General features: G+C 71.6%; 13 protein-coding genes. 11 read left to right on the forward strand and 2 right to left on the reverse strand.

The window, feature by feature from the left end:
* Positions 1-115 precede the first annotated feature (115 nt).
* The 8 genes from ACIRU3_RS07805 to ACIRU3_RS07840 are packed head-to-tail and all read left to right on the forward strand — an operon-like array spanning position 116 to position 7,953.
* Positions 116-1,189 (forward strand): sugar ABC transporter substrate-binding protein, encoded by a 1,074-nt coding sequence (locus ACIRU3_RS07805; RefSeq protein WP_404052843.1) that lies wholly within the window; start codon positions 116-118, stop codon positions 1,187-1,189.
* Positions 1,186-2,685: a sugar ABC transporter ATP-binding protein gene (locus ACIRU3_RS07810; RefSeq protein ID WP_404052846.1), complete on the forward strand. Its 1,500-nt coding sequence runs from the start codon at positions 1,186-1,188 to the stop codon at positions 2,683-2,685. Before ACIRU3_RS07805 ends, ACIRU3_RS07810 begins: the two co-directional genes overlap by 4 nt.
* Positions 2,678-3,706 (forward strand): ABC transporter permease, encoded by a 1,029-nt coding sequence (locus ACIRU3_RS07815; RefSeq protein WP_404052849.1) that lies wholly within the window; start codon positions 2,678-2,680, stop codon positions 3,704-3,706. Before ACIRU3_RS07810 ends, ACIRU3_RS07815 begins: the two co-directional genes overlap by 8 nt.
* Before the next feature lie 39 nt (positions 3,707-3,745).
* A complete protein-coding gene (locus ACIRU3_RS07820; RefSeq protein WP_404052851.1) occupies positions 3,746-5,086 on the forward strand; it encodes an L-fuconate dehydratase in 1,341 nt (446 codons plus the stop codon).
* Positions 5,083-5,838 carry an SDR family NAD(P)-dependent oxidoreductase gene (locus ACIRU3_RS07825; protein ID WP_404052853.1) on the forward strand — a complete coding sequence of 252 codons (756 nt, stop codon included), beginning with the start codon at positions 5,083-5,085 and terminating at the stop codon, positions 5,836-5,838. Before ACIRU3_RS07820 ends, ACIRU3_RS07825 begins: the two co-directional genes overlap by 4 nt.
* Positions 5,835-6,803 carry an aldo/keto reductase gene (locus tag ACIRU3_RS07830; RefSeq protein ID WP_404052856.1) on the forward strand — a complete coding sequence of 323 codons (969 nt, stop codon included), beginning with the start codon at positions 5,835-5,837 and terminating at the stop codon, positions 6,801-6,803. Before ACIRU3_RS07825 ends, ACIRU3_RS07830 begins: the two co-directional genes overlap by 4 nt.
* Positions 6,800-7,117, forward strand: a complete 318-nt coding sequence (locus ACIRU3_RS07835; RefSeq protein WP_404052859.1) for an L-rhamnose mutarotase — start codon at positions 6,800-6,802, stop codon at positions 7,115-7,117. Before ACIRU3_RS07830 ends, ACIRU3_RS07835 begins: the two co-directional genes overlap by 4 nt.
* Complete coding sequence (locus ACIRU3_RS07840) at positions 7,114-7,953, forward strand: amidohydrolase family protein (protein ID WP_404052861.1); 840 nt, start codon at positions 7,114-7,116, stop codon at positions 7,951-7,953. Before ACIRU3_RS07835 ends, ACIRU3_RS07840 begins: the two co-directional genes overlap by 4 nt.
* Here the strand turns inward: ACIRU3_RS07840 and ACIRU3_RS07845 are convergent.
* Positions 7,941-9,362: a lipase maturation factor family protein gene (locus ACIRU3_RS07845; protein WP_404052864.1), complete on the reverse strand. Its 1,422-nt coding sequence runs from the start codon at positions 9,360-9,362 to the stop codon at positions 7,941-7,943. The genes ACIRU3_RS07840 and ACIRU3_RS07845 overlap by 13 nt on opposite strands.
* Positions 9,363-9,561: 199 nt before the next feature.
* Here ACIRU3_RS07845 and ACIRU3_RS07850 point away from each other — a divergent pair, with 199 nt between their 5' ends.
* Genes ACIRU3_RS07850 through ACIRU3_RS07860 form a run of 3 tightly spaced genes read left to right on the forward strand, consistent with a single transcriptional unit; the run spans position 9,562 to position 13,719 of the window.
* Positions 9,562-10,686 carry a DUF6777 domain-containing protein gene (locus tag ACIRU3_RS07850; RefSeq protein WP_404052866.1) on the forward strand — a complete coding sequence of 375 codons (1,125 nt, stop codon included), beginning with the start codon at positions 9,562-9,564 and terminating at the stop codon, positions 10,684-10,686.
* A 50-nt stretch (positions 10,687-10,736) separates the two neighbouring features.
* Complete coding sequence (locus ACIRU3_RS07855; protein ID WP_404052869.1) at positions 10,737-12,824, forward strand: SpoIIE family protein phosphatase; 2,088 nt, start codon at positions 10,737-10,739, stop codon at positions 12,822-12,824.
* Positions 12,825-12,855: 31 nt separating this feature from the next.
* Complete coding sequence (locus ACIRU3_RS07860; protein WP_404052872.1) at positions 12,856-13,719, forward strand: Fpg/Nei family DNA glycosylase; 864 nt, start codon at positions 12,856-12,858, stop codon at positions 13,717-13,719.
* A gap of 7 nt (positions 13,720-13,726) precedes the next feature.
* Here the strand turns inward: ACIRU3_RS07860 and ACIRU3_RS07865 are convergent, their stop codons facing one another.
* Positions 13,727-14,380 (reverse strand): zf-HC2 domain-containing protein, encoded by a 654-nt coding sequence (locus ACIRU3_RS07865; protein WP_404052875.1) that lies wholly within the window; start codon positions 14,378-14,380, stop codon positions 13,727-13,729.
* Between the last annotated feature and the right edge of the window lie 150 nt (positions 14,381-14,530).

Below are 14,530 nucleotides of genomic sequence, written 5' to 3' on the forward strand. Positions count from 1 at the left end.
CCGACCACTATGGCTCTGGGAGTGGAAAACTTGGCGCCGGAGGGTGTTCTGGCGGGTGAGTGGTCTGATAAGTATCCAGGCATCTGCTCGAACACGCTCGACGAGGAGCCGCGAGATGCCCGCCAGAACAGCGAGGAAGCAGAACAGGTCACGGATCACCGGCGTGGCGGCCCTGGCCGCCTGTGCCTCGCTGCTGCTCACCGCATGCGGCAGCACGAAGGACACCGGAGCCTCCAGCGCCGGAGGCGGGGGCGGTACGGGCAAGGTCGGGGTGATCCTGCCCCTGCTGACCTCGCCGTTCTGGCAGTCCTACAACGACTATGTGCCCAAGATGGCCAAGTCCGAGGGCGTCGAGACGCTGAAGACGGTCAACTCCAACAGTGACCCCTCACAGCAGATCACCGACATCAACAACCAGCTCAATCAAGGCGTGAAGGGCCTGGTCGTGGCCCCGCTGGACAGTGCCGCCATCGAGGCCGGCCTGGACCAGGCCGACCGCAAGGGCGTACCGGTCGTCGCGGTCGACGTGGCGCCGGACAAGGGCAAGGTCGCGATGGTCGTACGCGCGGACAACGTCGCCTACGGCGAGAAGGCCTGCGAATACCTCGGCCGGCACATCACCAGTGGCAAGGTCGTACAGATCATGGGCGACCTCGCCTCGGTCAACGGCCGCGACCGCTCCGAGGCCTTCCGGGCCTGCGTGAAGAAGAGGTACCCCAAGCTCAAGGTGCTGGAGATCCCCGCCAAGTGGGAGTCCGACACCGCGGCGTCCAAGCTCGACACCCTCCTCAACGCCAACCCCGACATCAAGGGCATCTACCTGCAGGCCGGCGGTGTCTACCTCGCGCCCACCCTGCAGACCCTGAAGTCCAAGGGAATGCTGAAGAAGGCCGGCACCGCTGGCCACATCGCCATCGTCTCCAACGACGGCATCCCGCAGGAGTACGACGCCATCCGCAAGGGCGAGATCGACGCCACCGTCTCCCAGCCGGCCGACGCCTACGCCAAGTACGGCATGTACTACATCAAGGCGGCGATGCAGGGGAAGACCTTCGAGCCCGGCCCGACCGACCACGACTCGACCATCGTCAAGCTGCCCAGCGGCATCCTCGAGGACCAGCTGCCCGCGCCGCTGGTGACGAAGGACAACGTGGACGACCCCGACCTGTGGGGGAACACGGTCAAGTGAGTACGCCACTCGTCGAGGCCCGGGGCGTCGTCAAACGCTACGGCCCCACCACCGCCCTCGCGGACGGCCGGCTCACCGTGCTGCCCGGCGAGTCCCACGCCCTCGTCGGCCGCAACGGCGCCGGCAAGTCGACCCTGGTCAACATCCTCACCGGACTCCAGGCGCCCGACGAGGGCACGGTCCGCTTCGACGGCGAGCCTGCGCCGCCGCTCGCCGACCGCGACGCCTGGCGCCGCAGGGTGGCCTGTGTCTACCAACACCCCACGGTCGTGCCGGAGCTGACGGTCGCCGAGAACCTCTTCATCAACCGCCAGCCGCGCCACCGCGGTCTCATCAGCTGGCGCAGGCTGCGGAGCGAGGCCGCCGACCTCCTGCACACCTGGGACGTGCACGTCGACCCCGAGGCACGCACCGCCGACCTCAAGGTCGAGGACCGTCAAATGGTGGAGATCGCACGTGCGTTGAGCTTCGGCGCCCGCTTCATCGTCCTCGACGAGCCGACCGCTCAGCTCGACAACCGCGAGATCGAGCGGCTCTTCGGCCGGATGCGCGGCCTCCAGGACTCCGGTGTCACCTTCCTGTTCATCTCGCACCATCTGCAGGAGGTGTACGAGGTCTGCCAGACCGTCACCGTGCTGCGCGACGCCCGCTGGATCACCACGGCTCCGGTCGGCGAGCTGCCGAGGGCAGCGCTCATCGAGGCGATGGCGGGGGAGTCCATCCGGACGATCGCCCAACAGGCCGTGCGGGACAGGGCCGTCGACGACGGCGCCCCCGTCCTGCTCGACGCCCGCGGGCTCACCTCGGACGCCTACGAGAACGTCGACCTGACCGTTCGGAGCGGCGAGGTCGTCGGGCTCGCCGGCTCCAGCGCCAGCGGAAAGATCGAGCTGGCGGAGGCCTTCGCGGGCCTGCGCACACCCACCGGCGGAACCGCCCTGCTCGATGGCGAGCAGCTGCCGTTCGGCTCGGTGCAGGCAGCCCTCAGGGCCGGCGTCGGCTGCGTCCCGCGCGACCGGCACGAGCAGGGCCTGGTCCGCTCCATGACCATCGGCGACAACGCCACCATGACCGTCCTCGACCGGCTCGGCCGCTTCGGCTTCATAGGCACCGACCGCAGAAGCGGCTTCGCCGGCGAGCTGATCGACCGCCTCGACATCCACACCGAGGGCCCGGAGCAGCCCGTCTCCGACCTGTCCGGCGGCAACGCGCAGAAGGTCGTCATGGCCCGCGCCCTGGCCTCCGACCCCAGGCTGCTCGTCCTGATCAACCCCACCGCCGGCGTCGACGTGAAGTCCAAGGAGTCGCTGCTCGCCCGCGTGGACACCGCCCGCGAGGACGGCACGGCCGTGCTCGTCGTCTCCGACGAGCTCGACGACCTGCGGCGCTGCGACCGCATCCTCGTCCTCTTCCACGGCCGCGTCGTCGCCGAGCACCCGGCGGGCTGGCGCGACCACGAGCTGATCGCCTCCATCGAAGGAGTGGACCATGGCTGACACCAAGGCGGCCGAACCGCTCGCGCCGCCGAGCGCCCCCGCCGCGCGGTCGGCCCGCACGGTACTGCTGCGCCGGGCCCGCGAACTGGCCCTCGTGCCCGCCCTGTTGCTGCTCATGGTGCTCGGCGCGGTGGTCAACGACTCGTTTCTCACCGAGCGCAACCTGATCTCCATCCTGGGCGCGTCCGCCGCCCTCGCGATGGTCGTGCTCGCCGAGTCGCTGGTGCTGATCACCGGCAAGTTCGACCTGTCCCTCGAATCGGTGGTCGGTATCGCCCCCGCCGTCGGAGCGCTCCTCGTGCTGCCCTCCGCACAGTCCGGCTGGGGCGCCGAACTCCCGCCCGGCCTCGCCCTGTTCGCGATCCTGCTGGTGGGCGGGGCGGTCGGCGCCTTCAACGGCATCCTGGTCGTCAAGTTCAGGCTCAACGCGTTCATCGTGACGCTCGCGATGCTGATCGTCCTGCGCGGCCTGCTGGTCGGCGCGACCAAGGGCAAGACGCTGTTCGGCATGCCCGACAGCTTCTACTCCCTGGCGACCACCACCTTCCTGACCGTGCCGATGTCGGTGTGGCTCGCCGCGGCCGCCTTCGCCGTCGCCGGGCTGGTCCTGAAGTACCACCGCATCGGCCGCGCGCTGTACGCCATCGGCGGCAATGCGGACGCGGCCCGCGCGGCGGGCATCCGGGTCGAGCGCGTGATGCTCGGGGTCTTCGTGGTGGCCGGTGTCCTCGCTTCGGTGGGCGGGCTCCTGCAGACCGGATACGTCGGCGCGATCAGTGCCAACCAGGGCAACAACATGATCTTCACCGTGTTCGCCGCGGCCGTGATCGGCGGCATCAGCCTGGACGGCGGCAGGGGCACCATGTCCGGCGCCCTCACCGGTGTCCTCCTGCTGGGCGTCGTACAGAACCTGCTGACCCTCGCGCAGGTGCCGTCGTTCTGGATCCAGGCCATCTACGGCGGGATCATCCTCGTCGCCCTCATGATCGCCCGCGTGACGACGGGCCGGGCCCAGGACTGAACCCTGGTCCCCAACCGCCCATCGACCGAAAGGACTTCAGTGTCCCAGGCCCACGCCCGCATCACCGCGGTCGACACCCATGACATCCGTTTCCCCACCTCGCGCGAGCTGGACGGCTCCGACGCGATGAACCCGGACCCCGACTACTCGGCGGCCTACGTCGTCCTGCGCACGGACGCCGCCGACGGGCTCGAGGGGCACGGGTTCACCTTCACCATCGGGCGGGGCAACGACGTCCAGGTCGCCGCGATCGACGCGCTCCGGGGCCATGTGCTCGGCCGTCCGGTCGAGGAGCTGTGCGCCGACCCCGGCACACTCTTCCGGGACCTGATCGCCGACAGCCAGCTGCGCTGGCTCGGCCCCGAGAAGGGCGTGATGCACATGGCGATCGGGGCCGTCGTCAACGCCGTCTGGGACCTCGCCGCCCGACGGGCCGGCAAGCCGCTGTGGCAGCTGCTCGCCGACGCCGAACCCGAGTGGCTGGTCCGGCAGATCGACTTCCGCTACATCACCGACGCACTCACCCCCGAGGAGGCCCTCGACCTGCTCGGACGCGGCAGGCAAGGCGCCGAGGAACGCCGGGCCCGGTTGCTGGAGCGCGGCTTCCCCGCCTACACCACCTCCCCGGGCTGGCTCGGCTACGACGACGACAAGCTCACCCGGCTCGCCGCCCAGGCGGTCGCCGAGGGCTTCCGGCAGATCAAGCTCAAGGTGGGCGCCGACCTGGAGGACGACGTCAGGCGCTGCCGGGTCGCCCGCGCCGTAGTAGGACCGGACGTCCGCCTCGCCGTCGACGCCAACCAGCGCTGGAACGTGGACGAGGCGATCACCTGGACCAAGGCCCTCGCCGAGTTCGACCCGTACTGGATAGAGGAGCCCACCAGCCCCGACGACGTCCTCGGCCATGCCGCGATCCGCCGGGCGGTGACACCTGTCAAGGTCGCCACCGGCGAACACGTCCACAACCGCATCGTGTTCAAACAGATGCTCCAGGCCGGCGCCCTGGACATCGTGCAGATCGACGCGGCCCGGGTCGGCGGCGTCAACGAGAACCTCGCCATCCTGCTCCTGGCCGCCAAGTTCGGCGTCCCCGTCTGCCCGCACGCCGGCGGGGTCGGCCTGTGCGAACTCGTCCAGCACCTGTCGATGTTCGACTACCTCGCGGTCTCCGGCACCACCGAGGACCGGGTCATCGAGTACGTCGACCATCTCCACGACCACTTCCTCACCCCGGTGGTGATCCGGAACGGCCACTACACGGCCCCCACCGTGCCCGGCTTCTCGGCCGCCATGCGCCCGGAGTCCCTCGCGCGGTACACCTTTCCCGGCGGCACCTTCTGGGCCGCCGACCCCGACACCCGGAAGGGACAGGCGGCATGAGCGACTTCGAGGGTCTCAGGGCTCTGGTCACCGGAGGCGCCTCCGGGATCGGTCGGGCCACCGCCGAGCTGCTCGCCGAACACGGTGCCCAGGTCGCCGTGCTCGACCTGGACCCGGCCTCGGTGCGGAAGCCGCTGCTGGCGTACCGGGCCGATGTCACCGACGACACCTCGGTGCGTACCGCGGTGGACCAGGCGGCCGAGGCCCTCGGTGGGCTCGACGTCCTGGTCAACAACGCGGGCATCGGCGCCCAGGGCACCGTGGAGGACAACGACGACGAGGAGTGGCGGCGCGTCTTCGACGTCAACGTCCTCGGCATGGTCCGCACCGCCCGCGCCGCCCTTGCCCACCTGCGCCGCTCCCGGCACGCGGCGATCGTCAACACCTGCTCCATCGCGGCCACCGCGGGTCTGCCGCAGCGCGCCCTCTACAGCGCCACCAAGGGAGCCGTGTACTCCCTGACCCTGGCCATGGCCGCCGACCACGTCCGCGAGGGCATCCGCGTCAACTGCGTCAACCCCGGTACGGCGGACACCCCGTGGATCGGCCGCCTGCTGGACGCGGCCCCGGATCCGGCCGCCGAGCGCGCCGCCCTGGAGGCCCGCCAGCCCACCGGCCGGCTCGTCTCGGCGGCCGAGGTCGCGGGCGCCATCGCCTACCTGGCGGGCCCCCGGTCCGGTGCCACCACCGGCACCTCCCTCGCCGTCGACGGCGGCATGCAGGGCCTGAGGCTGCGACCGGCGGGCCGGTGAACCGCCTGGGCCGCAGCGGCGTCGAGGTCAGCCCGCTGGGCTTCGGCGCCGCCGGGATCGGCAACCTCTACACCGCCCTGGACGACGAGCAGGCGTACGAGGCCGTGCGGGCCGCCTGGCAGCGGGGGATCCGCTACTTCGACACCGCACCCCACTACGGCCTCGGCCTGTCCGAACGCCGCCTGGGGGCGGCCCTGGGCGAGTACGACCGCGCCTCGTACACGCTCTCCACGAAGGTCGGCCGCCGTCTGGAACCCGCCGACGGCACCGGAGACGACCTGGCGAACGGCTTCGCCGTCCCCGCCGCCCACCGCCGCGTCCGGGACTTCAGCGCCGACGGCGTCCGCCGCACCCTGGAGGCGAGCCTGGAGCGGCTCGGCCTCGACCGGGCGGACGTCGTCTACCTCCACGACCCCGACGACCACGCCGAACAGGCGTTCCGCGAGGGCTATCCCGCCCTGGAGAAACTCCGCTCCGAGGGCGTCGTCGGCGCGATCGGCGCGGGCATGAACCAGGCCGAGATGCTCACCCGGTTCGTCCGCGACACGGACGTGGACGTGGTGCTCTGCGCGGGCCGGTACACCCTGCTCGACCGGAGCGCGGCGGCCGAGCTGCTGCCCGAGGCCGCCGCGCGCGGTGTGTCGGTCGTCGTCGGCGGCGCCTTCAACTCCGGCCTGCTGGCACATCCGACCCCCGAGTCGACGTACGACTACACCCGTGCACCACAGGAGTTGCTGGACCGCGCGCTCCGGCTGCAGGCGGTCGCCGGCCGGCACGGCATCACCCTGCGGGCCGCCGCCCTGGCGCACTGTGCCGCGCACCCGGCCGTCGCCTGCGTCCTGGCCGGCGCCCGCTCCGCCGCCGAAGTGCACGACTGCGCCGAGCAGTTCGGGACCCCCGTCCCGGCCGCCTTCTGGCAGGAGCTGCGCGACACCGGCCTGCTGCCACCCGAGGAGCCGTCATGAGAGTCGCCCTGCACACCAAGGTCCGCGCCGACCGGATCGCCGACTACGAGGCGGCCCACCGCGAGGTCCCGAGGGAGCTGACCGACGCCATCCGTGCCGCCGGAGCCACCTCCTGGACCATCTGGCGTGGGGGAGGCACCGACCTCTTCCACCTCCTCGAATGCGAGGACTACGGCCGTCTTCTCGCCGAACTCGAACAGCTGCCGGTCAACGTGGCCTGGCAGGCCCGCATGGCCGAGCTGCTGGAGGTCGTGCACGACTACTCGCGCGACGGCGCGGCCGCCGGGCTGCCCGTCGTCTGGGAGCTGCCGTGACCGTCGACGCCCACCACCACGTCTGGGACCTGTCGGTCCGCGACCAGGACTGGATCAGGGGTGCCGAACTCCGGTCGCTGAGACGGAACTTCACCCTCGCCGACCTGGCGCCCGAGGCGCGGGCCGCAGGCGTGGACCGTACCGTCCTCGTCCAGACGGTCACCGTCGCGGAGGAGACTCCCGAGTTCCTGGCCCTGGCCGCCGAACACGAGCTCGTCGCGGGCGTGGTCGGCTGGACCGACCTCACCCGCCCCGGCATCGCCGACGAACTGGCCCGCCTGCGCGAACTCCCCGGCGGCCGCTTCCTGAAGGGCATCCGCCACCAGGTGCAGGGCGAGCCCGACCCGGAATGGCTGCTGCGGGCCGACGTACAGCGGGGTCTGGCAGCCGTCGCCGGGGCGGGCCTGGTCTACGACCTGGTGGTCCTGCCCCATCAGCTCCCGGCCTGCGCCAAGGCGGCCGCCGGTGTCCCCCGCCTCACCTTCGTCCTCGACCACCTGGGCAAGCCCCCCATCGCCTCGGGAGAACACGAACCCTGGGCGACCGCCCTGCGCACCCTGGCGGCCCTCCCCAACACCGTCGCCAAACTCTCCGGCCTGGTCACCGAGGCCGACCCCGCCTCCTGGACCACCGACGACCTGCGTCCGTACACGGACACCGCCCTGGAGGCCTTCGGCCCCGGCCGCCTGATGTTCGGCTCCGACTGGCCGGTGTGCACGCTGGCGGCCACGTACTCACAAGTGAGTGAGACGACACGGGAGTTGACGTCAGGTCTCAGCGCGGCGGAGCGGAGCGCCGTGTACGAGGGCACCGCGAAGCGGGTCTACGGTCTCTGAGCCACGCTCGCCAGCCGCGTGGGCGGCAGATACTCCCGTACGTACACCCGCTCCCAGCACGCCCTCGTCTCCCGCAGCTCCCGCCAGGTGGTGTAGCGGTAGCGGAACAGACGGGCGCGGACGTAGCGGGGCGGGGCGTCGGGCGGGAAGGGGGAGCGGCGCAGCAGCTTCAGGGTGTCGCGGTCGTTCTCCAGCAGCCGCTCCACGAGGCCGCCGAACCATTCGCCGGCGTAGCCGGGGGACAGCGCGGCGAACCACATCAGCCAGTCAAGGCGCAGATGGTAGGGCGCGAACGGGCGTGGCCAGTGCCGGGGATCGCCGGGCTTGCCCTTGAACTCGTACTCCCGCCAGTCCGAGTCCTCCCGCGGCATGTCGTCCAGCGTGCCCTCGACCACCACCTCGTAGCGGGTCCGGCTGACGCTGCCGAACGCGCCGTAGGTGTTCACCAGGTGCAGCGGGTCGAAGGAGCGGTTCATGACCTGGCGGCGGGAGATCATGTTCACCACGGGGTGGTAGCTCAGGAAGACCAGCAGCGCGGCGACCGCGAGCACCACGATCTCGTACCAGAGCGGTGCCCCGGGCACGGGCGGTGCCGTCGTGGGCAGCCGCAGCGCGGACAGGGCCAGCACGATGGTGATCCAGTTCAGCCAGGAGAAGTTGCCGGACAGCACCAGCCACAGCTGGGTGACGATCATCAGCGCGGCGGCGGCCGAGGCGATGGGCTGCGGAGTGAAGAGCAGGACGGGCACGACCAGTTGGGTGAAGTGGTTCGCGGCGACCTCCACCCGGTGCAGCGGCTTGGGCAGGTGGTGGAAGAACCAGCTCAGCGGGCCCGGCATCGGCTGGGTCTCGTGGTGGTAGTACAGGCACGTCAGCTGCCGCCAGCACGCGTCGCCCCGGAGCTTGATCAGCCCGGCTCCGAACTCGACCCGGAACAGGATCCAGCGCAGCAGGAACAGCACCACGACGGGCGGCGCGACCTCGTCGTTGCCGACGAATGCGGCCAGGAAGCCGACCTCCAGCAGCAGTGACTCCCAGCCGAACGCGTACCAGGTCTGGCCCACGTTGACGATCGACAGATACAGCGCCCAGGGGACCAGCCACAGCAGGATCCCGGCCCACAGCGGCAGCAGCGAGTCCGCCCCGGCGAGCAGCGCGGCCGACACCGCGCAGCCCGCCCAGGCGATGCCCGCGAAGAAGCGGTCCGAGTAGTGCAGATGGAACAGGCTCGGAGCGCGTCTGAACGGTATCCGCGCCGTGTAGTGGGGGATCGGGAGCATCCCGCGCTCGCCCAGCAGGGCCCGGAACTGCAGGGCGGCCACCAGGAACGCGACGAGGTACACACCGGCCAGAGCCCGCTGGAAGACCAGCCGGCTCAGCCAGTAGTCGGGTGCGGTGAACCAGTCCACGGCCGTGCGCTCCTGCCTCCATTGTCGCCACCGTGACGATGGTGCCCCCACGGGCGGCGGAAGTGCCTGTCACTCCGGGTACCGCATCGTTCCGCTTGCGTAACCCCGGAGAGCGAAGCAGACAATAGCGGATGAATCGGCCGCCGAGATGATGCGGGAGAACGCGGTGCGGAGACCCCGACGGATACCCGCCGGACCGATGGCCATGGCGTGCGCGCTCTCGGTCGTGTTTCTCGTCGCCGCCTGCGTCGGCAGCACGGTCCGGGAGGTGCGCCCGCGCGTTGCGGTCTTCCTGCTGCCGGCGACGGCCCCGGGACCCGACCCCTTCATCGACTCCACGGCCGCCACGCCCTCGGCCACCCGGGTGTCGCCGTCGGCACAGCTCGCCGACCCCACCCCCGCGCCCCCGCATTCGATGCGCGCACTGTCCGGCGCCACCCCCGGTCTCTACGGCGGCACGGCACATGTCGCCGGCTGCGACGTCGAGCGGCAGATCAGCCGCCTCACCACCGTCCGGGTCAAGGGTGACGCCTTCGCCCGGACGGCGGGCATCTCCCGTGCGGCGCTCCCCGGCTATCTGCGCGGCCTGACCCCGGTCGTGCTCCGCGTCGACACCAGCGTCACCAATCACGCCTACCGGGACGGGCGCGCGAGCGACTTCCAGTCCGTCCTGCAGGCCGGCACCGCCGTCCTCGTCGACGACCGGGGCGTGCCCCGTGTCCGCTGCGCATGCGGCAATCCGCTCGCGCCGCCCCAGCCGCCGCCCGGCGCCCCCGGCACCCGCGGTACCGCCTGGTCCGGATACCGGCCGACCGGGGTGATCGTGGTGACCCCGGCACCCCAACGCGTCACCGCCTTCACGATCATCGACGGCAGGACCCGGACCTGGATCGAACGCCGGCTCGGTCACGACGTCCGCCGCGACCGCGTCGTGCCGCCGCCCGCCCCGGCGAGCCGGCCCCCCGGTGGCACCGAGCCCCCGCAGGCCACCACGCCCGTCCAGAGCCCGCGGCCGAGCCCCAGCCCGCAGGCCACCCGCCCGAACGACGCCCAGGGCGAGACGGGCCGGGTGCCGAGCGGGGCCGCCGCGGGCCGGTCCGAGGGCGACTGTGCGACCCTGCCGGCGGGCGGTCCCGTCGGCTGCCTCCCGCTGGAGCCGTCGATCGCCGCACCGGAGGCCCTCCCGGACATCCCCGACGGGATCGGGCAGCCGATCGTCCCCGAGGTCCTCGACCCGCCCGACGAAGGCGGTCGGCCCCCCGACGAGGCCCCCACCTCTCTCGATCATATGCTCGACATTCCCGACGATGACCCTGGCGGCTGAACCCACGGGGCCCAGTCGAAGAATCGGACAAACCCTGGCAAGGTGGCCCCATGGCTGATCGGGGAGCGAGTGCCCTGTCACTCCCGGAGGACTGGCCCGCCCACCCGGATCCGATCCTGGCGCTCAACCGCATGGGCAGCTTCGACTGGGACCTGGACACCGGTCTGTTCAGCATGGACGCCCAGGCGCACGAGATATTCGACCTGCGCCCCGACGAATACGACGGCCGCCCCGAGAGCCTGACCATTCGGGTGCCCCGCGCGGAAGGTCACCGCCTCGACACCGTGGTGGCGCAGGCCATCAAGGACGGCCGGGAGAACTACGGCGCGTACTTCCGCGTCCGCCGCCGCGACGGGACCCTGCGCTGGACCCACACCCAGGGCTACATACGGCGCGACGGGACGGGCCGCCCGCGCCGGATCATCGGAATCGTCCGGGACGCCACCGACGAGCTGAGCGAGAGCGCGGACCGCCGGGACGCGGCCGCCCAGGACGCCGCCCGGCGCGAGCAGACCAGCGTCGTCCAGATCGCCACCGCCGCCCTCGCCCATGCCCGCACCGTCCAGGACGTCATCGACGTCGTCACCGACACCCACGGCCTGACCCTCCTCGGCTCCACCAGCCTGGTCCTCGGCCTCGTCGAGGCCGGCCGCATCCGACTGGTCGCCGAGGGCCCCGCGGGCAGCTTCGTGCCCGGCACCCGCATCACCCGGATCGACGAGGTCTACCCGATGAGTGAGGCGGTGCGGACCCTCAGCCCGTGCTTCATCGAGTCCCCGGAGGAGTTCGCCGAACGCTTTCCCCTCCTGTGGCCGCACATCACGGACCTGGACATCACCTCCGCGGCCTATCTGCCGCTGATCGCCCAGGCCCGCCCGATCGGCGCCATGGGCCTGCTCTACAGCAACCGGCGCGGCTTCTCGCCCGAGGAGCGCAATGTGCTCGTCGCCCTCGGCAGCAGCATCGCGCAGAGCCTGCAGCGGGCCATGCTCTACGAACAGGAGAAGGACCTCGCCCAGGGCCTGCAGCAGGCGATGCTGCCCCGCACCATCCCCAGCGTCCGCGGCGCGGACGTCGCCGTCCGCTACCGCGCCGCCACCGCCGGGGGCGGCCTCGGCAGGGACATCGGCGGCGACTGGTACGACCTCATCCCGCTGCCCGGCGGCCGGGTAGGCGCGGTCATCGGCGACGTCCAGGGTCACGACACGCACGCGGCGGCCGTGATGGGACAGCTGCGGATCGTGCTGCGCGCCTACGCCGCCGAGGGACACACCCCGGCCACCGTGATGGCCCGGGCCTCCGTGTTCCTGCACGAACTCGACACCGACCGCTTCGCCACCTGCCTCTACGCGGAGGCCGACCTGTCCACCGGGGTCGTCCAGGTGGTCCGCGCCGGGCACATCGACCCGCTGATCAGGCACGCCGACGGCACCTGCCACCGGGTCCCCGTCGAGGGCGGGCTCCCCCTGGGGCTCTCCGCGGAGTTCGGCGGCCTCGAGTACCCGGTCTCCACCCTCGAACTCGACCCCGGCCACACCCTGCTGCTGTGCACCGACGGCCTGGTCGAGCAGCCCGGCGCCGACCTGGACGACGGCATGCAGGCCCTCACGACCCTCATCGCCAAGGGCCCCGACGAGGTGCGCGACCTCGCCACACTGCTGATCGAGGTGGCCGAGGAGCGGGGCGGCGACGACGACGTCGCGCTGCTCCTGCTGCGCCGCTGCGCCCCGGAGGCCCCGCGGCCCGGCGGCCGGCTCCAGCAGCACGTGGCCCCCGGCGACCCGGAGGCCCTCATCCAGGCCCGGCACATGATCCGCGCCGCGGTCCGCTCCTGGGGCGCCCGGGACCGGGCCGACGAGATCGAACTGGTCGCCGACGAACTCATCACCAACGTCCTGATGCACACCGAGGGCTCGGCGATCGTCACCCTGCGGGCCCTGCACGGCAGCGGCCGCCGGCTGCGCGTCGAGGTCGAGGACTCCTCCAGCGCCCTGCCGCGTCGCCGCGAGGCGGGGGAGGACGGCGTCTCCGGACGCGGACTGCTCCTCGTCGACCGGCTCGCCGACGTGTGGGGTGTGGAGGCGCGCGGCGGCGGCAAGGCGGTGTGGTGCGAGTTCCGGGTCTCCGCGCACGCCTGACCGCACGGGCCCCGGATGGCACTCTGGACGTATGCCGGAACTGCCCGAGGTGGAAGCCCTCAGGGACTTCCTGACCGAGAACCTGATCGGCCACGAGGTCGTACGGGTGCTGCCCGTCGCGATCAGCGTCCTGAAGACGTACGACCCTCCTGTCGGCGCGTTCGAGGGCAACGAGATCACCGCCGTGCACCGGTACGGGAAGTTCCTGGACATCGAAGGGAACACCGGCCTGCACTTCGTCACCCATCTGGCCCGCGCGGGCTGGCTCCAGTGGAAGGACCGGCTGCCGGACGGACCGCCCCGGCCCGGGAAGGGCCCTCTCGCCCTGCGCGTGGCCCTGGAGACCGGCGCGGGCTTCGACCTCACCGAGGCCGGCACCCAGAAGAAGCTCGCCGTGTCCATCGTCCACGACCCGCGGGACGTGCCCGGAGTGGCGCGCCTCGGCCCGGACCCGCTCTCCGCCGGCTTCGACGAGGACCGCTTCGCCGCCCTGCTGAAGGACGAGCGGCGCCAGATCAAGGGAGCCCTGCGCGATCAGAGCGTGATCGCCGGGGTGGGCAACGCCTACAGCGACGAGATCCTCCACGCGGCGAAGATGTCTCCCTTCAAGCTCGCCGCGTCCCTCACCCCGCAGGAGACCCGAAGTCTCTACGAGGCGCTGCGCACCACGCTCACCGACGCGGTCGAACGCTCCCACGGCCTCGCCGCCGGACGCCTCAAGGCGGAGAAGAAGAGCGGTCTGCGGGTCCACGGCCGCGCCGGCGAGCCCTGCCCGGTCTGCGGCGACACCATCCGTGAGGTCTCCTTCAGCGACTCCTCGCTGCAGTACTGCCCCACCTGCCAGACGGGCGGCAAGCCGCTGGCCGATCGCAGGATGTCGCGGCTGCTGAAGTGAGACGCGCCTACTCCTGCGGCAGCGACACCAGCCGCTGTCCGTCCGCGGTGCGTACCTCGTAGCGGGCGATCTCGTCCCGGTGCATCGTCGTGCCGGCCAGGGTCATGGTCGTACCGGTGTCGTGCTCATCCACGGTCCAGCCGCTGACGACCTGCTCCGAGCCGTCACGGCCGACGACGACGAGCCGGCAGGTGTGGGGTCCGGAGGCGTCCTTGACCTCCAGCCGCATCCGGCTGCCGTTGTCCTCGTCCTCGGTGGTCACCTGGGCCCACACCCCGGTGCCCGGGTCGGTCGCCGCGGTGACCCGGTTGGCGGGCTGATCGTGCCCGGCATAGACCATGATCCCCGGTCCGGCCACGGCCAGCACCACCGAGGCGGCCAGACCGTACAGGAAGCGGCGGCGCCGTGCCCGGTGCCGGTGTGCGAGCTCGCCCAGGAGCCGGTCCAGCAGTCGCGGACCGGGCTGGGCCATGGGGTGCACGAAGCGCGGCGTGGCCCGCCGGTACAGCATCAACTGCCGTGCCGCGGGGCCGAATTCGGTCACGTGTGCCGCGCACTGAGGGCACTCCATGAGGTGGTCCTCGAAGCGGAAGGCCTCCGCCTCGTCCAGCACGCCGAGCGCGTATGCGCCGACGTCGCGATGCCTCTCCAGGGACCTCATGCCGAATCCTCGTGCCGATGAGTAGGGGTGGGGTTACTCCTTGCTCCCATCCGTACGCAGCGGACAACCGAATCACTCAAGGCGCACACCGAATCGTGACCAAGAGATTCGGAGCCGCCCGGCCCGCGGATTGGTCCGATTTCCAGACAG

It is taken from the genome of Streptomyces sp. NPDC101151, assembly GCF_044768335.1.
Taxonomy (GTDB): domain Bacteria; phylum Actinomycetota; class Actinomycetes; order Streptomycetales; family Streptomycetaceae; genus Streptomyces.